This is a genomic window from Streptomyces sp. NPDC008317 (assembly GCF_042955955.1).
Classification (GTDB): Bacteria; Actinomycetota; Actinomycetes; order Streptomycetales; family Streptomycetaceae; genus Actinacidiphila.
The window spans coordinates 488086-509365 of record NZ_JBIBFQ010000002.1; the positions used below are offsets into that span (position 1 = coordinate 488086).

Consider the following 21280-nt stretch of genomic DNA (forward strand, 5'->3'; position numbering starts at 1 on the left):
CCGCACCGCGTTCCGCCTCCCCGAGCGGGTGTCGCACGGTGGTAACGCGTTCGTCACATCGGAAGGGTTCTTGCAGAAAGTTGCTTGCAAGGACTTTCGCAAGGGATTGCATCGCTGTTACGTTCCTGCCCAGCCCGAGCAGTGGAGCCAGTCGGATCTGGGCGAACGGGCACTTCCCTCTTCAAGGAGTCAGGTATGCGACGCGGCATATCCGCCGTGGCGATGGCCGCGGCCATCGTTCTCGGGGTGACCGCCTGTGGCGGTAGCAGTGACAGCAAGGATGACAAGGCGTCGGCGGCGAAGGACCCGGCGGCGGTGACCGGGTCGATCACGTACTGGGACACCTCGGACGCGAAGAACGAGGCTCCGACGTACAAGGCGCTGATCGCGGACTTCGAGGCGAAGTACCCGAAGATCAAGGTGAACTACCAGAACGTGGACTTCACCACGGTGGAGCAGAAGTTCAAGGCGGCGGCGCAGAGCGGCAAGGGCGCGCCGGACGTGATCAGGGCGGACGTCGGCCTGATCCCGGAGTACGCGTCGCTGCACTACATCGCACCGCTGGACGGCACGGCCGCGCTGACGGACGCCGACGACTTCCTGGCGGGGCCGCTGAACACGACGAAGTACGACGGGAAGACCTACGGGGTGCCGTCGGTGACGGACACGCTGGGGCTGCTCTACAACAAGGACATCTTCGCGAAGGCGGGGATCGCGGCGCCGCCGAAGACGTGGGACGAGCTGATCGCGGACTCCAAGACGATCAAGGAGAAGGTGCCGGGGGTCGCGGGCACGTACGTGAACCCGGACTCGTACTTCCTGTTCCCGCTGCTGTTCGGCGAGGGCGCCGACCTGGCGGACCCGGCGGGCAAGAAGATCACGATCAACTCGCCCGAGGCGGTCAAGGCGGTGACCAAGGCCAAGGAGGTCTACGACACCTCCTCGCTGAAGGTCGACTTCGCGAGCGCGTACGACAACATGCAGACGTCCTTCAAGACCGGCAAGGTCGCGATGCTGATCCAGGGCCCCTGGTCGGTCAGCGACGACCTGGCGGGCAGCGCGTTCCAGGGCAAGGAGAGCAACCTGGGGTACGCGCCGGTCCCGGCCGGTTCGACCGGCAAGGCGCTGGCGCCGACCGGCGGTCACGACCTGGCGGTCTACCAGGGCTCGAAGAACCTGGACGCGTCGTACCTGTTCACGCAGTTCATGACCTCCTCCAGCAGCCAGCAGCAGATCGCGCTGAAGAACGGCACGCTGCCGACGCGCACGTCCGCGTACACCGCCGAGGTCACCAAGAACCCGCAGATCGCCGGGTTCAAGCCGATCATGGACACCGCCCGGCCGCGGGTGGCGCTGCCCCAGGTCGGCAGCCTGTTCACGCCGCTCCAGCAGCAGTACATCAAGATCCTTCAGGGTGAGACCTCCGTGAAGGACGGGCTCGACACGGCGGCGAAGGAGTTCGGCAAGCTGCTGCCCGGATTCACCGTCCAGTAGCCCCCTTTTCTCCGGGCCGGCCGGCCGGGGCCCCGCCACCTGAACAGGCGGGGCCCACGCGCCCGGCCGGCCGGTCCGGTCCACTCCTGAACAGCCACAAGACCCGACAGAGCCGAGGAGCGATGACCACCGCCACCATGGACACCCCCGCCCGGGGCAAGGCCCCCCGGCCGGGCCTCAGGACGTCGCTGCGGCGGTCCTGGGACAAGTACTGGTACGCCTGGGTGATGGTCGCCCCGGTGCTCATCGTCATCGGCGTGCTCGTCCTCTACCCGCTGGTGTACGGCATCTACCTGTCGCTCACCAACGCGACCGAGATGAACGTCGCCAAGGACATCGGCCCGGTCCACATCGGCGCCACGTACGACTTCGTGGGCCTGCACAACTACTGGCAGATCATCTCCGGCAAGGACGGCGACTTCTACCCGCGGCTCCAGTGGACGGTCATCTGGACCGTGTCCTGCGTCGCGATCACCTACGCCATCGGCCTCGGCATGGCGATGCTGCTCAACCGCCCGGTGCGCTTCCGCCTCTTCTACCGGCTCGCGCTGATCCTGCCGTGGGCGGTCCCCGCCTTCATCGGCGTCTTCGCCTGGCGGCTGATGTTCAACTCGCAGTACGGCGTCTTCAACGACATCATCACGCACATGGGAATGCCCGCCCAGGACTGGCTGGGCACCCCCTTCGCGCAGAAGATCGCGGTCATCATCGTCAACGTCTGGTGCGGCGTGCCGTTCATGATGGTGGCGACCCTGGGCGGCCTCCAGTCCATACCCAGCGAGCTGTACGAGGCGGCCGAGATGGACGGCGCGACGCCGTTGCAGCGGTTCCTCAACGTGACGCTGCCGGGCCTGCGGCCGGTCACCAGCACGGTGATCCTGCTGAGCACCGTGTGGACGTTCAACATGTTCCCGATCATCTTCCTGCTGCTCGGCAACAACACCACAGGGGACACCGACATCCTGGTGACGTACGCCTACGAGAAGGCGTTCACCGGAGTGTCCGACTATTCGGGCGCCGCGGCCTACGGCATCGTCATCCTCCTCATCCTTGTGGCCTTCTCCACCTTCTACCGCCGCCAGTTGAAGTCCGAGCAGGCATAGGAGCCGGATCACCATGAGTGCCACCACCCACAGCGGCCCGGCCGCCACCGCCCCCGCCGCCCGTACCGGCGCGGCCCCCGGGTCCGCCGCGCGCCGCAAGTACCGCCCGCGCGGCACCCGCAGCCGCGGCGCCTCGCTCGCGCTGCACGCCACCTTGCTGGTGGCGAGCGCCGTCGCGGTCTTCCCCGTGCTGTGGATCGTCTTCATCTCGCTGGGCCCCAGCACCTCGTGGCAGCAACCCGGCGAGGTCATGCGCCATCTGAGCCTGGGCAACTACCGGTTCGTGCTCTTCCACACCAACTTCCCCAAGTGGTTCCTCAACTCGGTGATCGTGGCCGCGGCCACCACGGTGCTCGGCGTGCTGATCGCCTCCAGCGCCGGATACGCGATCTCCCGGATGAAGTTCCCCGGGCACAAGTCGCTGATGTGGACCTTCCTGATCACGCAGATGTTCCCGGTGGCCGTGCTGATCGTGCCGCTGTACAACCTGATGGCGCAGCTCGACCTGATCGACACCTACCTCGGCCTGGTGCTGGTCTACTGCACGATCTCGGTGCCCTTCTGCGCCTGGATGCTCAAGGGGTACTTCGACACGATCCCGCGCGACATCGACGAGGCGGGCCGGGTGGACGGCCTGACCCCGTTCGGCACCTTCTGGCGGCTGATCGTGCCGCTGGCCCGGCCGGGCCTCGCGGTCACCGCCTTCTACAGCTTCCTCACCGCGTGGGGCGAAGTCGCCTACTCCAGCCAGTTCATGAGCAACAAGCACTCCACGCTGGCGGCGGGCATCCGCACCTTCGCCTCCGACCAGCGCGCCGACTGGGGCAGCATGACCGCCGCCTCGGTCGTGATCGCGATCCCCGCGGGCATCGTCTTCCTGCTCGTCCAGCGCCACCTGGTGGCCGGCCTCACCGCCGGAGGCACCAAGGGCTGAGGCCCGCGAGGGCCCCGCGAGGGCCCGACCGTCCGCACCGCACCACGTACGTAAGCCAGTTGTCGTTCCCCCGCCGCCGAAGGCCCGGAACAATGAAGGAAGCCATGAGCCAGCACCTCACCCACGCGCCCAGCTCCGCCACTGCCGACGCCGCTGGCGACGCCGGGGCGGAGCGCAGAGACTGGTGGCGCGACGCGGTCATCTACCAGGTCTATCCGCGCAGCTTCGCCGACGGCAACGGCGACGGCATGGGCGACCTGCCCGGGATCACCGCCCGGCTGCCGTACCTGCGCGAGCTGGGTGTGGACGCGGTGTGGCTGTCGCCGTTCTACGCCTCCCCGCAGGCCGACGCGGGGTACGACGTGGCCGACTACCGGGCCGTCGACCCGATGTTCGGCAGCCTCACCGACGCCGACGACCTGATCAGGGCCGCGCACGCGCTGGGCCTGAAGGTCATCGTGGACCTGGTGCCCAACCACTGCTCGGACCAGCACGAGTGGTTCAAGCGGGCGCTGCACGAGGGACCGGGCTCGCCGCTGCGGGACCGCTTCCACTTCCTGCCCGGCAAGGGCGCGGACGGCGAACTGCCGCCCAACGACTGGGAGTCCATCTTCGGCGGCCCGGCGTGGACCCGTACGCTCAACCCGGACGGCACGCCCGGCGAGTGGTACCTGCACCTGTTCGCGCCCGAGCAGCCCGACTTCAACTGGAACCACCCGGCGGTGCACGACGAGTTCCGCTCCGTGCTGCGCTTCTGGCTGGACCTGGGCACCGACGGCTTCCGGATCGACGTCGCGCACGGCCTGGTGAAGGCCGATGGCCTGCCGGACATCGGGCACGCGGAGCAGCTCACGCTGCTGGGCACGGCGGCGATGCCGTACTTCGACCAGGACGGTGTGCACGAGATCTACCGCGGCTGGCGCCGCATCCTGGACGAGTACGCGGGAGACCGGATCGCGGTCGCCGAGGCGTGGACGCCGACGATCGAGCGGGCCGCGCTCTACTTGCGCCCGGACGAGCTGCACCAGGCGTTCAACTTCGAGTATCTGAGCACCCCTTGGGACGCGCCGGAGCTGCGCAAGGTCATCGACAAGTCGCTGACAGCGATGAGCGCGGTGGGCGCGCCCGCCACGTGGGTGCTGTCCAACCACGACGTGACCCGGCACGCGACGCGCTTCGGCAACCCGCCGGAGCTGGGGACGCAGCAACGTGAGCCGGGCGACCGGGAGTTGGGGCTGCGCAGGGCACGGGCCGCGGTCGTGCTGATGCTGGCGCTGCCGGGTTCGGCGTATCTCTACCAGGGCGAGGAGCTGGGCCTGCCGGACGTGACGGACCTGCCGGACGAGGTACGGCAGGACCCGTCGTTCTTCCGCGCGGCCGGGCAGGACGGCTTCCGCGACGGCTGCCGGGTGCCGATCCCGTGGTCGGGCGACGAGGCGCCGTACGGCTTCGGTCCGGCGGGCGGGCCGAGCTGGCTGCCGCAGCCGAAGAGCTGGGCGGGCCTGAGCGTCGAGGCGCAGACGGGCGACCCGGCGTCGACCCTCGAGCTGTACCGGGCGGCCCTGGCGGTGCGCCGGGAGCACCCGGCGCTGGGCGCGGGCGCCGCGGTGACGTGGCTGGACGCGCCCGAGGGCGTGCTGGCCTTCCGCAGGGGCGGCGGGGACGAGCCCGGCGCCGGGAGCTTCGTCTGCGCGGTCAACCTGACCCGCGAGCCGGTGACGGTGACGCTTCCCGGCCCCGGGCGGATGCTGCTGTCCAGCGACGGCGGCCTGCACGCGGGCGCGGGCACTGGCTCCGGCTCCGGCTCCGGCTCCACCAGCGGCAGCGGTAACGTCAGCGGTGACAGCGATGTCAGCGGCGGCTCGACGGCGGGCGTCCCGAACACGGAGAATGGCAGCATTGAGCTGACTATCTCCGCAGACACGGCAATTTGGTGGGCGATCTGACGTGGTGGCGTTCCGTCCCCTAGCATCCGGTGCTGTGACCGCGCGGCTCGCTGACATCGCAGCCCAGGCGGGGGTCAGTGAAGCGACGGTCAGCCGGGTACTCAACGGCAAACCCGGTGTCTCCACGACCACCCGTGAATCCGTACTGGCCGCGCTCGACCTCCTGGGGTACGAGCGGCCGGTCCGGCTGCGCCAGCGCAGCGCCGGACTGGTCGGGCTGATCACCCCCGAGCTGCTGAATCCGATCTTCCCCGCGTTCGCGCAGATCATCGGACAGGCGCTGACCCGCCAGGGGTACACCCCGGTGCTCGCCACCCAGACGCCCGGCGGGTCCACCGAGGACGAACTGGTGGAGATGCTGGTCGAGCGGGGGGTCGCGGGGATCATCTTCGTCTCCGGTCTGCACGCCGACTCGGCCGCCGACATGGAGCGCTACGCCAGGCTCCAGGGCCAGGGCGTGCCGTTCGTGCTGATCAACGGCTTCTCGGAGAAGGTCGACGCGCCGTTCGTGTCGCCGGACGACCGGGACGCGGTCCGGCTGGCCGTCACCCATCTCGCGGCGCTCGGCCACCGCAGGATCGGCCTGGCCGTCGGGCAGAAACGGTACGTCCCCGTACAGCGCAAGATCGAGGGCTTCACGGCGTCCATGGCGGACGTGCTGGGCATGGCGGAGGACGAGGCGCAGACACTGGTCCAGCACTCGCTGTACACGCTGGAGGGCGGTCAGGCGGCGGCCACGGCGCTGATCGCCTCGGGCTGCACCGCGATCGTCTGCGCGTCGGACATGATGGCGCTCGGCGCGATCCGGGCGGCCAGGCAGCAGGGCCTGTCGGTGCCGGAGGACGTCTCGGTGGTCGGATACGACGACTCGCCGCTGATCGCCTTCACCGATCCGCCGCTGACCACCATCAGGCAGCCGGTCGCGGCGATGAGCCAGGCCGCGGTGAACGCGCTGCTGGAGGAGATCGGCGGCACGCCGGCGCCGCACAGCGAATTCGTCTTCCTGCCCGAGCTGGTCGTTCGAGGTTCAACAGCCGCCGCGCCGGCCGCGCGGAACACGCCCGTGCCCGCACAGAAACCCTCCTCAAGGGGGACGGGCGGCACGCAGGATCCGACCGAAGGCTGACCTGCGATACGGGGCGAATCTGGCAGACTGGTGTCCCATGGGGGAACCGACTGCGAAGACTATGGGCGGCCGTACGACCGCCTCGCCGCGCTCCACCGGTTCCACTCCCCCGGATGGAGCGACCGGCGTGGCCCGCACGGAGCCGCGCCACACCCTCATCAGGCGCATCCGCACACCCCGCAGACCCCGGCTCTGGTTCGAGATCCTGCTGATCGGCGTCAGTTACTGGGTGTACTCGCTGATCAGGAACGCGGTTCCGGAGCAGAAGACCGTCGCCCTGCGACACGCCGCGTCGGTGTGGTCCTTCGAGAACCACCTCGGTCTGGCGATCGAACGGTCCGTCAACCACGCCGTGAATTCGGCGACCTGGCTGATCGTCATCATGAACTACTACTACGCCACGCTGCACTTCATCATCACCATCGGTGTGCTGGTGTGGCTCTACCGCCGCCATCCGGGGCGGTACGGCCCGGCCCGTCTGGTGCTCTTCGTGACCACCGCCATGGCCCTGGTCGGCTTCTACTTCTACCCGCTGGCACCGCCCCGGCTGATGACGGGCGGCGGCTTCATCGACACCGTCGAGGTGCACCACACCTGGGGCTCGCTGTCCTCGGGCAATCTGGCGCATGTGTCGAACCAGTACGCGGCCATGCCGTCGATGCACATCGGCTGGTCCCTGTGGTGCGGGATCACCATCGCGATACTGGCCAAGCACACCTGGGCGAAGGCGCTGGGCGCGCTGTACCCGGTGTTCACCCTCACGGTCATCATCTCCACCGGCAACCACTTCTGGCTGGACGCGGTCGGCGGTGTGGTGTGCCTGGCGGTCGGTTACGGGATCTCGTACCTGGTCTACGGGCGCTGGCTGTACCGGATGCCGCGCCAGCCGGTGGACGCGGTGTCGGCCCGGGCGTCGGACCCTCAGACGGCGTGATGCGGCGCCACGTACAGCGTCTGGAGCGCGAAGCCGTGGTAACCGGCGGTGTCGGCGAGGCGGGTGCTGGTCGTACCCCCGCCCGCCCCGTCCAGGGCTGACACGGCGTCCAGTGCCACCCAGGGGCCGACCGGCGGACGCAGGAAGCTCAGCACGAGGTCGAGGTTGCTGAACAGGTGGGTGCGGAAGTCCAGCGCGGCGCTGAAGCCGCTGGCGCCGTCCGAGACGAGGACGGCCCGCTGGGTGCCGGAGGTCGTCTCGCCCGCGACGAGCGGGAACTTCGGGCGCACCCACACCGTGGCCGGTCCCGGCGTCGTGACGAATCCGGCGAGGTAGCGGTAGTCCATGGACGCGATCCAGCCATGGTCCAAGTGGCCGGGGAGCGGGTCGGCCGGGACGACGTCGTCGGGGTCCGGCAGCGGCGCGGCCTGGACGGGGACGTCCGGTACGAGGCCGGGTGAGCGGCGGCGCCACCAGGCGCGGGCCGACAGGACGACCCGGCCGTCGACGCTCAGCTCGCCCGCGAGGAGCTGGGCGCGCCTGCCGGGCTTGAGGACGGAGGCGCGGACGCGGACCGGGCCGACGGGGACGGGGCCGTGGAAGTCCATGGCGATTTTCGCGAGGTGGCCGTCGGGGTGGCCCTCGGAGTCGATGTCGGGGTCGCCGTCGGAGTCGCCGTCCCGTGCCGTCGCCGCGACCAGGGCCTCGAACTCGCGGACCAGCAGCGCGCTGGGCGGGCCGCCGTGCTGGAGGTCGGGCGACCAGGGGCCCTGGGTGGCGTCCGTCGCCACGAAGGACCCGTCCGGGTCGGGCTCGTAGAAAGCGGTCGGTTCGCCCATCCCTGCTCCTCCGGCTCGTGTACGTTTCGCATTCCGTAACGCCTGGCACCACCGTATGATTTCGGAATCAGAAGCGTCAAGGAGGGTCGGATGGAGGGTGGCACCGGTGGCCCCCGGCCGGGCGGCGAGGTCCGTGGCTCGCGCACCGGGCGGCCCCTGATGGCCGCGCTCGATCTGCTGGGGCGGCGCTGGGCGCTGCGCATTCTCTGGGAGCTGCGGGACGGGCCGGTCGGCGCTCGTGACCTGCGTGAACGGTGCGACGCGATGTCGCCCAGCGTTCTTTATCAGCGGTTGCGGGAGTTGGCCGCGGCCGGGCTGCTCGCGCAGGGGGATCAGGGGCGTTACGGGCTCACGCCTCTGGGGGCGGGGCTGGCCGAGGCCATCGCGCCGTTGGATCGCTGGTCTCGTACGTGGGCGGAGACGCTTTCCGACTAAGTGGGGTGTTCTTGCCCACCCGCCCACCCGTGCGGGTGCTTTGTCGTCTGCGGGTGCCGCTTGTGCCTGGTCGGTGCCGGTCCGGGGCACCTCCTCGAAATGCGGCTACCTGGCCCCGCGTATCCGGTGCCCTTCTTGTCACCGCATTTCTGCGGGGGCACCCCGGCCCGTCCCCTCCCGGTACGTCGGCGTCCGACGGGCCGGTGGGGGTGGCCGGGGTGGGTGGCAAGGACCGTGAGGGCGCCCCGAGCGTCCTCCTCCCGGGGCTGGGAGGGTGGCACCCTCACACGGTCCGCGGGTGGACGGGTGTCCAAGACCGTGAGGGCGCCCCGCCGTTCCACCCCCTCCCCCTCCCACATCCGGGGGTGGAGGGGGTTGGGGGCGGAGGGAGAGGGGTTCGAAATGCTGCCGGATATTTGTGGCGCAGGAGAGGTCACCGGATACGGAGTACCAGAAGCGCCGTAAATATACCGATTTCGAACCCCTCTCCCGCAGCCCCCGGCCCCCGACCCACGAACGGCCGAGCCGCCCCGACCCGAGCCCGCCCGACCCGAGCCGACCCGAGGCGGTCCGAGGCGGGCTACTCGTAGGCGTAGAAGAGGCGTTCGACGACGGCGCGGGCGCGGCGGGTGCGGCGGCGGTAGTCCTCCAGCATGTCGCCGACGTGGCCGGGCGGGTAGCCGAGGTAGCGACCGACGGCGGCGAGTTCGCGGCCGTCGCTGGGGAAGGTGTCGCCGGGGCGGCCGCGGACGAGCATGACGGCGTTGCGGACGCGGGTGGCGAGAACCCAGGCGTCGTCGAGGACGGCGGCGTCCTCGGGGTCGATGAGCCCGGCCTCGCGGGCGGCGGCGAGGGCCGGGCGGGTGCCGGTGGTGCGCAGGGCGGGCAGCCGCCCCGCGTGCTGGAGCTGCACGAGCTGAATCGTCCACTCGACGTCGGACAGCCCGCCGCGCCCGAGCTTGGCGTGCGTCGTGGGGTCGGCGCCGCGCGGCAGCCGCTCGGTCTCCATCCGGGCCTTCAGGCGCCGTATCTCGCGGACCGCCTCTTCTTCGAGGCCGTTCTCCGGGTACCGCAGCGGGTCGACCAAGGCGGTGAACCGCGCCCCGAGATCCGCGTCGCCCGCGACCGGCAGGGCGCGCAGCAGCGCCTGGTTCTCCCAGATCAGCCCCCAGCGCCGGTAGTAGGCGGCGTACGACGCGAGGCTGCGGACCATGGGCCCGCTCTTGCCCTCGGGCCGCAGATCGGCGTCGACCAGCAGCGGCGGGTCCGCGGTGGGGATCTGGAGCAGGCGGCGCAGCTCGTCGGCGACGGCGAGCGCGGCGCGGGTGGCCTCGCCCTCGTCGGCGCCGTCGAGCGGTTCGTGGACGAAGAGCACGTCGGCGTCCGAGCCGTAGGCCAGCTCCCGGCCGCCGAAGCGGCCCATGCCGATGACGGCGAAACGGGTGGGCAGCGGGTGCGCGTCGTTGCCGGTGACGTGGTTGACGGCGGCGCGCAGCGCGCCCGCGAGCGTCGCGGCGGTGAGCCCGTAGATGGCGGTGCCGACGCGGTCGACCAGCGCGGCGGGGTCCGGCGGCTCGTCGGGCGTCTCCTCTTGGTCCTCCTCGTCGTCGCCGTAGGTGTCGATGAGGTCGGCGGCGGCGGTACGGAACAGCTCGCGGCGGCGTACTCCCCGTACCGAGGCGATGGCCTGCTCGGGGGTGTCGGCGCGGCCGACGGCGGCCAGCACCTCCTGCTCCAGGGCGGCGTGGCCGCGCGGCACGAGACCGTCGGCGGCGCCGAGCAGCGCGACCGCCTCGGGGGCGCGCATCAGCAGGTCGGGGGCGAGCCGCCCGGAGGAGAGCACGCGGGCCAGCCGCTGCGCCGCCGCGCCCTCGTCGCGCAGCAGCCGCAGGTACCAGGGGGTCTTGCCGAGCGCGTCGGAGACCTTGCGGAAGCCGAGCAGCCCGGCGTCGGGGTCGGCGGAGTCCGCGAACCAGCCGAGCAGCACCGGAAGCAGCGTGCGCTGGATGGCGGCCTTGCGGCTCACGCCGCTGGCCAGCGCCTCCAGGTGGCGGACGGCGGCGGCCGGGTCGGCGTATCCGAGCGCCTGGAGGCGCTGGCGGGCCGCGTCGGTGCTGAGCCGGGTCTCCTCGCCGCCGAGCTGGGCGACCGCGTCCAGCAGCGGCCGGTAGAACAGCTTCTCGTGCAGCCGCCGTACCTCCATGGCGTGCCGCTTCCACTCCCGGTTCAGCTCGGCGACCGGGTCGGCGCGGAAGCCCAGGCCGCGGCCGAGGCGGCGCAGTCCCGCCTGGTCGTCGGGGACGAGGTGGGTGCGGCGCATCTTCTGAAGCTGGATACGGTGTTCCATCAGCCGCAGGAAGCGGTAGGCGTCGTCGAGCGCGGCGGCGTCGGTACGGCCGACGTAGCCGCCCGCGGCGAGGTCGGCGAGCGCGGTCAGCGTGGTGCCGCTGCGCAGCGACGGATCGGTGCGGCCGTGCACGAGCTGGAGGAGCTGCACGGCGAATTCGACGTCGCGCAGGCCGCCGGGGCCGAGTTTCAGCTCGCGGTCGATCTGGGCGGCGGGGATGTTCTCCACGACGCGGCGGCGCATCTGCTGCACGTCGGTGACGAAGTTCTCGCGCTCGGCGGCCTGCCAGACCAGCGGGCGGATCGCGGCCAGGTACTCCTCGCCGAGCGCCTCGTCCCCGGCGACCGGCCTGGCCTTGAGCAGCGCCTGGAACTCCCAGGTCTTCGCCCACCGCCGGTAGTAGGCGAGGTGGCTGGAGAGCGTACGGACCAGCGGCCCGTTCTTGCCCTCGGGCCGCAGATTGGCGTCGACCGGCCAGATCGTGCCCTCGGCGGTGGTGTCGGAGCAGATCCGCATCATCCGGGCGGCCAGCCGGGTGGCGGCGCGTACGGCGGTGCCCTCCGCGTCCTCCTGGCCCGCCGTCTCCTCGGCCGGTTCCGCCACGTAGACGACGTCGACGTCGGAGACGTAGTTCAGCTCGTGGCCGCCGCACTTGCCCATGCCGATGACGGACAGCCGGCAGACGGCGGCGTCCTGCGGGCTCTCGGCTGCGGCTATCGCCAGCGCGGCGCGCAGGGTGGCGGTGGCGAGGTCGGCCAGTTCCGCGGCGGTACGCACCAGGTCGCTGGTGCCGCACACGTCGCGGGCGGCGATGCCGAGCAGGCAGCGGCGGTAGGCGACGCGCAGCGCGTCGGGGGTGTCGGCGCCCGAGAGGGCCCGGACGAAGTCGGCGACGCCCGGGTGCAGGTCGGCGGACTCGTACATCACCAGCGCGTGCCAGTGGGCGGGGTGCCGGGCGAGGTGGTCACCGAGGGCTTCGGAGGCGCCGAGGATGCCCAGCAGGCGGTCGCGCAGCGGCTTCGCCGTCATGACGGTGTCCAGCAGCGTCCGCCGCTCCGCCGGGTCCAGCGCCTCCGTGAGGCGTACCAGGCTGATCAGCGCCTGGTCGGGGTCGGCCGTCGCGCCCAGCGCCTCCAGCAGCACCGGGTCCGTCCTGACCGTCGACAGCTCGGGCAGCTCCAGCAGCCGCTCGGCCGCCGCCGGGTCCGTGAAGCCGTGCCGCAGCAGCCGCGTGAACGTACTGCTCCGGCGTCCCTGCATCGGCCCTCCCGGCGGGTCATGTGGTGTGGCGGGGTGACGCTCGACTGGCTTGGTTGGCTTGGCTTGGCTTCGCGGCGGCGCGTGTCCCGTACCCCGGAACGGTCCCGCGCAAGCCCGGATCGATCAAGGCTTCGGTTTGAGCGTAACCCCCTGCGGGGGGCTCGGTAGCCGGAGTGCGGCCACCAGTCCACCCGACCCCGATCCCGCGCCCCGCACACGACCCCATCCACCGCCCCGCCCGAGCGGACAAGACGCCCGCACGAGCGTGGGCGTAAACACATGACCCGCACCACGCGGCGCGGCCCGGCCCCGTACGGCACGCATGGCATGGGCGCAACCGCACGACCCGCACCACGCGGCGCGCGCGCAGCGCCGACTCACCGACCACACCACCCCCCTCCCGGCCGGCGGCCCCCGCCGTGCGGGCGGACATCGCGGGCTTGGCCACGCGGGAGAGTGGCGCGGCGTGGTGGGCGGGGCTGCCCGGTAGGGGGCTGGGGGGCGGTGTCCCCGGCAGGAGGGTTGTGGGAGTCGGCGGCAGGCCGTACCTCGGTGTTCGCCTTCATTTCACCCGGCGCCCGCTCGCCCTGACGTGATCGGGCTCTTAAAATTTGTCATGTACAGCGGTTCCTCGTCCTTCCCCCCACTACCGGAGGTACGCCGTGCACGGCTGGACTCTGCCCCGCCGCAGCCGCACCGCTCTGTTGTCCGCAGTCGGCCTCGCCGCCGCGTCCGTCGGTCTGTGGACCGGTCTCGGCGGTTCGGCGCACGCGGCCGGTTCTGTGCCCACCCCCGACCACACCCTCGTGGTGGTCATGGAGAACCACGCGTACAGCCAGGTCATCGGCAGTTCGAGCGCGCCGTACATCAACTCGCTGGCGACCGGCGGCGCGAATCTCACGCAAAGCCACGCGATCACGCACCCGAGCCAGCCGAACTACTACGCGCTGTTCTCCGGGTCCACGCAGGGCGTGACGGACGACAGTTGCGTGAAGATCGGCTTCAGCTCGGCCGCGAATCTCGGCTCCGAGGTGATCGCCGCGGGCAAGACCTTCGGCAGTTACAACGAGACGCTGCCGAGCCAGGGTTCGACGACCTGCAAGAGCGGCAACTACGCGCAGAAGCACAACCCGTGGTTCGGCTTCGGCAATGTCCCGACGTCGACCGCGAAGACCTTCGCGCAGTTCCCGACGGACTACTCGACGCTGCCGCGGATGTCCTTCGTCGTACCGAATCTGTGCAGCGACATGCACGACTGCTCGGTGGCGACCGGCGACACCTGGATCAAGAACAACCTGGGCGCGTACGCGACGTGGGCGAAGACCCACAACAGCGTGCTGGTCGTGACCTTCGACGAGGACAACTCGCTGAGCGGCAACCGGATTCCGACCGTCTTCTACGGTCAGCCGGTCACCGCGGGCAGTTCGTCCGCGACCAACTACAACCACTACAACCTGCTGCGCACGCTGGAGGATCTGGCGGGCACCTCGGGGCACGCGGGCAACGCCGCGTCAGCCGCGGACATCACCGGCATCTGGACCAACTGACCGATGTACGTCAGCGAGAGCCGCGGCAGCACGCCCGCGACACCCGCACCGACGAGCGCGGCGGACAGCCCGACGACAGCGCCGACGACCGCCCGGGGCCCGCGTCCCGGGCGGTCGTCCGCGGTCACCTCGACGGTGCTCGCGCTCGGCGCGGTCAGCCTCATCACCGATGTGTCGTCGGAGATGGTCACCGCGGTGCTGCCGCTGTACCTGGTCACCGGGCTCGGGCTCTCCCCGCTCGGCTTCGGTCTGCTCGACGGCGTCTACAACGGATTCAGCGCGGTGGTACGGCTGGTCGGCGGTCATCTCGCCGACCGCGGCGGGCGGCACAAGGCGGTGGCCGCCTTCGGGTACGGGCTGTCCGCGCTGTGCAAGCCGCTGCTGCTGGCCGTGCACACGTTGCCGCTGATCGGCGCGGTGCTCGCCGTCGACCGCACCGGCAAGGGTCTGCGGACCGCGCCGCGCGACGCGCTCATCTCGCTGTCGGCGCCGCCGGAGTCGCGGGGCCGGGCGTTCGGTGTGCACCGCGCGATGGACACCACCGGGGCGCTTCTCGGGCCGCTGGCCGCCTTCCTGATCCTCCGTCAGGCGGCGGAAGGATACGACGCGGTCTTCACCGTCAGCTTCTGCGTGGCGGCGGTCGGCGTGGTCGTGCTGCTGCTGTTCGTGCCGTCGGGCGTACGGCGGTCAACTCCCGTGCCTGACAAGGACGTTGACCGGCCGTCCTTACGGGCCGCCGTGGGGCTGCTCGGGCGGCGGGAGCTGCGCGGGCTGGCGCTGTGCGCGGTGGCGCTCGGGCTCGCCACCGTCAGCGACTCCTTCGTCTATCTGCTGCTGCAACGCCGACTCGGCGTCCCCGACCGGTGGTTCGCGCTCCTCCCGCTGGGCACCGCCGCCGCCTTCCTGCTGCTCGCCGTGCCGCTGGGCCGCTGGGCGGACCGGGTCGGCCGCTGGCGGGTCTTCGTCGGCGGCCACTTCGCGCTGCTCCTGGCGTACGGGCTGCTCCTCGCCCACCTGCGGGCGGGCGTACTGCCGTACGCCGTACTGGCGTTGCACGGGGCCTTCTACGCCGCCACGGACGGCGTGCTGATGGCGGCCGCGGCCGGTTCCGTACCGGCGGCGCTGCGCTCCAGCGGGCTCGCGCTCGTACAGACCGGGCAGGCCGCCGCGCGCTTCTTCTGCTCCATAGCCTTCGGGGCGGCGTGGACCGCGTGGGGCGACCAATCCGCCCTGACGGGGGCCGCGTTGGCACTGACGGCGAGCGTCGCGCTGTCGGTCCGGCTGCGGCCGTCACGGACTCCCACGGCACCGGAGGCGACGGCATGAGCGGGCGGGTCGAGGGCGGTATGAGCATGCGCAACCGGCTGCTGGTGCTGCTGGCCAGCATCACCGTGCTGGCGTGCGTGGCGGGGGTCGCGGTCTGGCGGGCCGCCGACCGGGCCGACCGGAAGAACCAGGTGCAGGCGGGCGGCCCCGCCGTCCGCGCCGGTACGGTCTCGCTGGCCGCCGGCGGCCCCCGTATCGTCTTCCGCTCCATGGCGTGGGGGCCGCACCGCGACGAGTTGGCCTCGGTGCCCGCCTCCGCGCCGGACGGGCCCCGCGTCGCGTCCGGCGTGAAGTGCCTGCGCTTCTACGCGGCGGGCGGCACCGGCATCTGCCTCCAGGCCAAGCGCGGCGCGGTCAACGACTCGTACGACGCGGTCGTCCTGGACTCGGCGCTGCGCGCCACCCGCCGTGTGCCGCTCGCGGGCATCCCGACCCGTGCCCGTGTCTCGCCCAGCGGGCGGATGGCCGCCTGGACCGTCTTCGTCGGCGGCGACTCGTACGCGGGCACCGACTTCTCCACCCGCACCTCGATCCTGGACACCCGCACCGGGACCCTCCAGTCGTCCCTCGAGGACTACGCCGTCACCCGCGACGGGCGCCGCGTGCGCGCCGCCGATATCAACTTCTGGGGCGTCACCTTCGCCGACGACCGGCACTTCTACGCCACGCTCGCCACCGGCGGCCACACCTACCTCGTGCGCGGCGACGTCGCCGCCCGTACCGTCACCACGCTGCGCACCAACGTCGAGTGCCCGTCGCTCTCCCCCGACGGCACCCGGATCGCCTTCAAGAAACGCGTGCCCGGCCTGCCCGCCGACGCCCCCTGGCGCCTCTACGTCCTCGACCTGGCCACCTCGCGCGAGTGGCCGCTGGCCGAGACCCGCAGCGTCGACGACCAGGCCGTGTGGTCCGACAACGCGACCGTCGTCTACTCCCTCCCCGGCGACTACGGCTCCGACCTGTACACCGCCCCCGCCGACGGCACCGGCGCCCCCCGCCTCCTCACCCCCTCGGCCCTGGCCCCCGCCTGGCTGCCCTGACCCCGGAGGTGACGTCCTCCGGGGCGGCCCCGCCTCGGGGGGCGCGGGTCAGCAGACGCGGACGGACTGCGCGGAGGAGAGGTCGCTGTCGGTGTAGCCGGGCGGGCGGCCCGAGTAGTCCTGGGCGACGCTGCCGATGGGGTTCTTGCCGTCGCGGCCGTAGTAGAAGGTGGTGCGCACCCCGCCGACCTGGTTGTTGTTGATCCAGGTGGCCTGCTCGTCGATGGCGATGTTGTGGACCGCGCAGGCGTTCCACGGCCCGAGCCAGTACCACGTGTTGGTGTCCGTGTTGTGGATGTGCAGGCACATGTCGCCCACCGGGGGGAGGTTGCAGTCCACCGCCTGGGCGGGGGACGCGGCCACGAAGCCGACCGTGCCGACGCATTGCCGTTCACGGTCGCGCGTAAACGCGCACCGATTCTCCGGGCAGCCCCAAGTAGACGCCGACGTTGGATCCGTGGCCGCCTCGAAGCCGATATCAACGCCCGTTCCCAGCTCATGGCCCGGCAGGGAACCGGCGCGGTCCTGGATTCCCTGCATCCGGACACCGGTTGGCACGACGGCACACTGACCGTCCGCAGCCCGTTCCGCACCACGGTGCCGCACGCCCCGGCCGTCGTCATGATCCCCACCGTCACCGGGGACCTGACGCCGGGCCTCGACCCGATGTTCCAGCACGACACGATGCTCTGCTATCCGGTGCCCCGCGCTCCGTCAGGCCGCCGCGCCGTACAGGGCGGCCACCCGGCGGCCGACGTCCTGGGGGCCACCCGGCACAGCCTGCTGCTGTCGCTGGGCCGCCCCCTCACCACCACGGAGCTGGCCGAGCTCCACCATCTGGACCCGTCGACCGTCTCCTACCACCTCACGCGCCTGCACCGGGCGGGTCTCCTCACCCGGACCCGCCACGGCCACCGCGTCTACTACCGCCGCACCCCGCAGGCCGAGCAGCTCCTCTCGGCTACAGGTTCGGGAGGTTCTTCCGCAGCTCGAAGGCGGTGACCTCGGAGCGGTACTCCTCCCACTCCTGCTTCTTGTTGCGCAGGAAGAAGTCGAAGACGTGCTCGCCGAGGGTCTCGGCGACGAGTTCGCTGCGCTCCATGAGGGTGATGGCCTCGCCGAGGTTCTGCGGGAGGGGCTCGATGCCGAGGGCGCGGCGCTCGGAGTCGGACAGGGCCCAGACGTCGTCGTCGGCGCCGGCCGGGAGTTCGTAGCCCTCCTGGATGCCCTTCATGCCCGCGGCGAGGAGGACGGCGTAGGCGAGGTAGGGGTTGGCGCCGGAGTCGATCGAGCGGACCTCGACGCGGGTGGAGCCGGTCTTGCCGGGCTTGTACATGGGGACGCGGATCAGGGCCGAGCGGTTGTTGTGGCCCCAGCAGATGTACGAGGGGGCCTCGCCGCCCGCGCCCGCGGTGCGCTGGGAGCCGCCCCAGATCCGCTTGTAGGAGTTGACCCACTGGTTGGTGACCGCGGCGGTCTCACCGGCGTGCCGGAGCAGGCCCGCGATGAAGGAGCGGCCGACCTTGGAGAGCTGGAACTCCGCGCCCGACTCGTAGAAGGCGTTGCGGTCGCCCTCGAAGAGCGACAGGTGGGTGTGCATGCCGGAGCCGGGGTGCTCGGAGAACGGCTTGGGCATGAAGGTGGCGTGCACGCCCTGTTCGAGGGCGACCTGCTTCATGACGAGCCGGAAGGTCATCACATTGTCGGCGGTGGAGAGCGCGTCGGCGTAGCGCAGGTCGATCTCCTGCTGGCCGGGGGCGCCCTCGTGGTGCGAGAACTCCACCGAGATGCCCATGGACTCCAGCATCGTGATGGCCTGGCGGCGGAAGTCCATGCCGACGTTCTGCGGGGTGTGGTCGAAGTAGCCGGAGTTGTCGGCGGGGGTCGGCCGCCCGCCGTCCATCGGCTTGTCCTTGAGCAGGAAGAACTCGATCTCGGGGTGGGTGTAGAAGGTGAAGCCGAGGTCGGAGGTCTTGGCGAGCGCGCGCTTGAGGACGTAGCGCGGGTCGGCGTACGACGGGGAGCCGTCGGGCATGAGGATGTCGCAGAACATGCGCGCGGTGCCGGGGCTCTCGGCGCGCCAGGGCAGGATCTGGAAGGTGCTGGGGTCCGGCTTGGCGATCATGTCGGACTCGTACACCCGGGCGAAGCCCTCGATGGCGGAGCCGTCGAAGCCGATGCCCTCGTCGAAGGCCTGCTCCAGTTCGGCCGGTGCGACGGCGACCGACTTCAGGTAGCCGAGCACGTCGGTGAACCACAGGCGGACGAAGCGGATGTCCCGCTCCTCCAGGGTGCGGAGAACGAACTCCTGCTGCTTGTCCATATCCATCCATCCTTGCCGGTCAGGCCACCTGCTCCCCGCCACTGGCCATATCGGGGACGCACATCCGGGATTGCGAGCCGAGCATCCCATCACGCGATTTCCGGCGCGTTGCGGGGGCCCTCTCCCCCATAGTGCCTGCCCGCGACGAGTCCTTCATCATCGCGCGGCGCCTGATCGCGGCGCCTGATCGGTGATGGCGCGGAAAGGTCAGCGTTTTGATAAGGGTAGCCTTGCCTAAGACGTACGTCTGTTCGCCACAGCTGCGTACCCGTACGAGGAGCCGTATCCGTGGGCACACGCACGCGTGGCGGCGGCCGTCGCGGGGCCCGCCGTCGTCGGCTATCTGCTGGACGCCGGCTGGCGACTCACCGACCGCTGGCCGCGACCGCTGATCGTGGGGTCCTCGCTACCCGAAGGTGTCGATGCTCGCGATCTTCCAGGTGCCGTCCTGGTGCACGGCGTCCACCGCGAACATCGCCGCCGCGTAAGTGGTCGCCGCGTTCGCGGACTTGGCGGTGCTGGTGTTGCTCTGGTCGGCGAAGACCAGGACGCGGGCGCGGTCGCCGTCGAGCAGTTCCACGCCGGTGTCGGTGACGGTCGTGGTCAGCACGAGCTTCTGCGCCGGCGCCTGGGCGCGGACCTGGGCGAGCATCGTCGCGTACTGCTGGACGGCCTTTCCGGTCAGTACGCGCTTGGCCGCGTCGTCGGTGCGGGCGGTGTCGGCGTAGTTGTAGGAGAAGACCGCGTTCACGGCCTGGGCGACGGTGCCTTTGACCTCGCTGGTGCGGGCGGTGTCGGTCAGCGCGGTGTTGCCGGAGGCCACCGAGTCGCGCAGGTCGGACGCCTTGCCCGCGGACCAGGCGGCGAGGCCGCCGAGCAGCACGGTCAGCAGGGCGAGGCCGACGGTGAGGACGGTGACAGGCCGCGGGCGCCACGTGCGCGGGCCGCTCCCGGCCTCGGGTTCAGCGTCGGCGGCCGTGCCGGTGGCAGTCCCGGCGGTGACGTCGGCGGTGACGTCGGCCGCCCTGTCGGACGTACGCGGCGGCCGTGCAGGGCGGGTGCGGACGGCGGTCGCGGCGCGGCCCCGGCCGGAGCGCTCCGAACGGCCGCCGCCCTCCGCCTCGGTCTCCGGGCCGGAGTCGGTGTCGGAGTGGGTGTCGGTGGCGGTGTCGGAGTCGGAGTCGGAGTGGATGTCGGTGGCGGCTTCCGCCGTGCGGGTCACGCGCTCGCGCGGCGGCGCGGTGGCCGCCAGGCGGCGTTGGCGGTTGATGAGGTGGCGGGTGGTCGACATGGGCGGCGGTCCTCTCGCGGACGGCGGGGCGGCTTACTGGCCGTCGGTGGTGGACGGGGACGGCCTCGCGGTGGCGGTGCCGCCGCTCGGGGGCGAGGACGCGGACGGGTCCGCGGCGCTGTCGCCCATCGGGGCCTGGCCGAGGGCGCTGAGCTTCCAGCCCGTGTCGGTGCGGGTGAGTTCGCCGAGCATCCGGCTCTCCTTGACCGCGGGCTTGGCCTTGGGCGCCTCGACGGTGATCCGCAGCGCGATCATGACGCTGGCCTTGCCGGTCCTGGTGTCGAGTTCGGTGACCGCGCCGGACAGGATCTTCGCGGTGCTGACCGTCTGGGCCTGCCGCACCTGCTTCTCGAACGCGGCCCGCCCCTGGACCAGTTGGCTGTGCAGGTCGCCGGTCGTGGAGCTCTCCCAGATGTCGAGCCCGTGGTCGACATCGGAGTGGTCCAGGGTGTTCATGTTCTGCACCGCCTGCTCCCCCGCCGCGAGCACCGTGTCGCGGGTCCGGGCGAAGGCCGCGTCGTCGTCGTGCGCGGCCCCGTACCAGGACCAGCCGGTCAGGGCGGCGGCGACCGCCGCGGCGACGGCGAGCGCGACGGCCGTGGCGAGCAGGGACCGACCCGGCGCGCGCAGCCGCGCCCCGAGCCGGTCCCGCGACCCGCCGCCACCCTTGAAGGGCATCCGTGCCATCCGTCTTTCTCCTACCGGGCCTTGAGATCGGTGATCCGCCAGTGGTCGCCGTCGAGCCTGGCGGTGACCGAGAGTTGGGCCGCCGCGCTGGTGGCCGCGGCGCCCTTGCGCTGGGCGGTCTGGTCGAGGAAGACCAGCAGCCGGGCGTGGTCGGCGGTGAGCCGGACGACCCCGGCGCGCACCACCCGTGTGGTCAGGGTGAGTTGCTGCTCGGCGACGCGCTGCCGGATCTGCCCGAACAGCGCCTGGTACTGGTCGGCCGCCGCGCCGTCCAGCAGGTCGCGGGCGGCCCGCTCGGTCGACCCGGTGTCCTCCGGCGTGTACGCGAAGATCTTGCCGAGCGCGTTGCTGACGTCCCCGACGACCCGGTTGGTCGCCTCGGTGTCGGTCAGCGCGCGGTTGTCCGTCGCGGCCGGGTCGGTCAACCGGTGGGCCGCGTAATCGAATCCGCCGCCGCCGAGGAGCAGCAGCACGATCGCGGCGACCGCCGCCGTACGCCGCGCACCGTACGGCCACCGCCAACGCCGTCCGGCGGCGGCCTCGTTGGCCTCCGCCTCGTCCGGAGCGGCGGCCCCCGATGCGTCGGTCTGCGGCGCCTCGGCCTCCGCCGCCTCGGCCTCGGGCTCATGCGTGGTGCTCACTGGGCCG

The 21280-nt window shown here is 71.5% G+C and carries 18 protein-coding genes; 11 read left to right on the forward strand and 7 right to left on the reverse strand.

From position 1 onward, the window contains the following. Nucleotides 1-195: 195 nt before the first annotated feature. From ACFY9V_RS07205 to ACFY9V_RS07230, 6 genes are all read left to right on the forward strand, one after another. Complete coding sequence (locus ACFY9V_RS07205; RefSeq protein ID WP_355334402.1) at nucleotides 196-1494, forward strand: extracellular solute-binding protein; 1299 nt, start codon at nucleotides 196-198, stop codon at nucleotides 1492-1494. Between the two features lie 122 nt (nucleotides 1495-1616). Then, nucleotides 1617-2597, forward strand: coding sequence for a carbohydrate ABC transporter permease (locus tag ACFY9V_RS07210; RefSeq protein WP_188283291.1), 981 nt, complete (start codon nucleotides 1617-1619; stop codon nucleotides 2595-2597). Nucleotides 2598-2610: 13 nt separating this feature from the next. Next, on the forward strand, nucleotides 2611-3531 hold the full coding sequence (locus ACFY9V_RS07215) for a carbohydrate ABC transporter permease (RefSeq protein WP_355334406.1): 921 nt from the start codon (nucleotides 2611-2613) through the stop codon (nucleotides 3529-3531). 104 nt (nucleotides 3532-3635) lie between these two features. Continuing rightward, the gene (locus ACFY9V_RS07220; protein ID WP_391159991.1) at nucleotides 3636-5477 is read left to right on the forward strand and encodes an alpha-amylase family glycosyl hydrolase; all 1842 of its coding nucleotides are present in this window, start codon (nucleotides 3636-3638) and stop codon (nucleotides 5475-5477) included. Between the two features lie 34 nt (nucleotides 5478-5511). Further along, nucleotides 5512-6603, forward strand: a complete 1092-nt coding sequence (locus ACFY9V_RS07225) for a LacI family DNA-binding transcriptional regulator (RefSeq protein ID WP_355334408.1) — start codon at nucleotides 5512-5514, stop codon at nucleotides 6601-6603. Between the two features lie 37 nt (nucleotides 6604-6640). Next, nucleotides 6641-7537, forward strand: a complete 897-nt coding sequence (locus tag ACFY9V_RS07230) for a phosphatase PAP2 family protein (protein WP_391043776.1) — start codon at nucleotides 6641-6643, stop codon at nucleotides 7535-7537. Here the strand turns inward: ACFY9V_RS07230 and ACFY9V_RS07235 are convergent. Continuing rightward, entirely contained in the window at nucleotides 7525-8376 is an 852-nt protein-coding gene (locus tag ACFY9V_RS07235; RefSeq protein ID WP_391159993.1) for an acyl-CoA thioesterase domain-containing protein, read from the reverse strand. The genes ACFY9V_RS07230 and ACFY9V_RS07235 overlap by 13 nt on opposite strands. Nucleotides 8377-8535: 159 nt before the next feature. Between ACFY9V_RS07235 and ACFY9V_RS07240 the strand changes: the two genes are divergently transcribed. Continuing rightward, complete coding sequence (locus ACFY9V_RS07240; protein ID WP_391160589.1) at nucleotides 8536-8811, forward strand: winged helix-turn-helix transcriptional regulator; 276 nt, start codon at nucleotides 8536-8538, stop codon at nucleotides 8809-8811. Between the two features lie 580 nt (nucleotides 8812-9391). On the opposite strand, the gene ACFY9V_RS07245 is transcribed toward ACFY9V_RS07240, so the two are convergent. After that, complete coding sequence (locus ACFY9V_RS07245; RefSeq protein ID WP_391159995.1) at nucleotides 9392-12418, reverse strand: bifunctional [glutamine synthetase] adenylyltransferase/[glutamine synthetase]-adenylyl-L-tyrosine phosphorylase; 3027 nt, start codon at nucleotides 12416-12418, stop codon at nucleotides 9392-9394. 662 nt (nucleotides 12419-13080) lie between these two features. On the opposite strand from ACFY9V_RS07245, the gene ACFY9V_RS07250 reads away from it, so the two are divergent. The 3 genes from ACFY9V_RS07250 to ACFY9V_RS07260 are packed head-to-tail and all read left to right on the forward strand — an operon-like array spanning nucleotide 13081 to nucleotide 16331. Next, complete coding sequence (locus ACFY9V_RS07250) at nucleotides 13081-13965, forward strand: alkaline phosphatase family protein (RefSeq protein ID WP_391159996.1); 885 nt, start codon at nucleotides 13081-13083, stop codon at nucleotides 13963-13965. A 3-nt stretch (nucleotides 13966-13968) separates the two neighbouring features. After that, nucleotides 13969-15291 carry an MFS transporter gene (locus ACFY9V_RS07255; protein WP_391159998.1) on the forward strand — a complete coding sequence of 441 codons (1323 nt, stop codon included), beginning with the start codon at nucleotides 13969-13971 and terminating at the stop codon, nucleotides 15289-15291. 20 nt (nucleotides 15292-15311) lie between these two features. Beyond that, on the forward strand, nucleotides 15312-16331 hold the full coding sequence (locus ACFY9V_RS07260; RefSeq protein WP_391044256.1) for a TolB family protein: 1020 nt from the start codon (nucleotides 15312-15314) through the stop codon (nucleotides 16329-16331). A 48-nt stretch (nucleotides 16332-16379) separates the two neighbouring features. On the opposite strand, the gene ACFY9V_RS07265 is transcribed toward ACFY9V_RS07260, so the two are convergent. Continuing rightward, complete coding sequence (locus ACFY9V_RS07265) at nucleotides 16380-16694, reverse strand: hypothetical protein (RefSeq protein ID WP_391160000.1); 315 nt, start codon at nucleotides 16692-16694, stop codon at nucleotides 16380-16382. Nucleotides 16695-16829: 135 nt separating this feature from the next. On the opposite strand from ACFY9V_RS07265, the gene ACFY9V_RS07270 reads away from it, so the two are divergent. Then, on the forward strand, nucleotides 16830-17333 hold the full coding sequence (locus ACFY9V_RS07270) for an ArsR family transcriptional regulator (protein ID WP_391160002.1): 504 nt from the start codon (nucleotides 16830-16832) through the stop codon (nucleotides 17331-17333). Here the strand turns inward: ACFY9V_RS07270 and ACFY9V_RS07275 are convergent. The 4 genes from ACFY9V_RS07275 to ACFY9V_RS07290 form a co-directional block, all read right to left on the reverse strand. Continuing rightward, nucleotides 17293-18654 carry a glutamine synthetase family protein gene (locus ACFY9V_RS07275; RefSeq protein ID WP_188279782.1) on the reverse strand — a complete coding sequence of 454 codons (1362 nt, stop codon included), beginning with the start codon at nucleotides 18652-18654 and terminating at the stop codon, nucleotides 17293-17295. The two genes, ACFY9V_RS07270 and ACFY9V_RS07275, sit on opposite strands and share 41 nt — an antisense overlap. A gap of 406 nt (nucleotides 18655-19060) precedes the next feature. Beyond that, nucleotides 19061-19945, reverse strand: a complete 885-nt coding sequence (locus tag ACFY9V_RS07280; RefSeq protein ID WP_391160004.1) for a hypothetical protein — start codon at nucleotides 19943-19945, stop codon at nucleotides 19061-19063. A 33-nt stretch (nucleotides 19946-19978) separates the two neighbouring features. Then, nucleotides 19979-20632, reverse strand: coding sequence for a nuclear transport factor 2 family protein (locus tag ACFY9V_RS07285; protein WP_391043760.1), 654 nt, complete (start codon nucleotides 20630-20632; stop codon nucleotides 19979-19981). Nucleotides 20633-20643: 11 nt separating this feature from the next. Further along, a complete protein-coding gene (locus tag ACFY9V_RS07290; protein WP_391160006.1) occupies nucleotides 20644-21273 on the reverse strand; it encodes a hypothetical protein in 630 nt (209 codons plus the stop codon). Nucleotides 21274-21280: the final 7 nt, after the last annotated feature.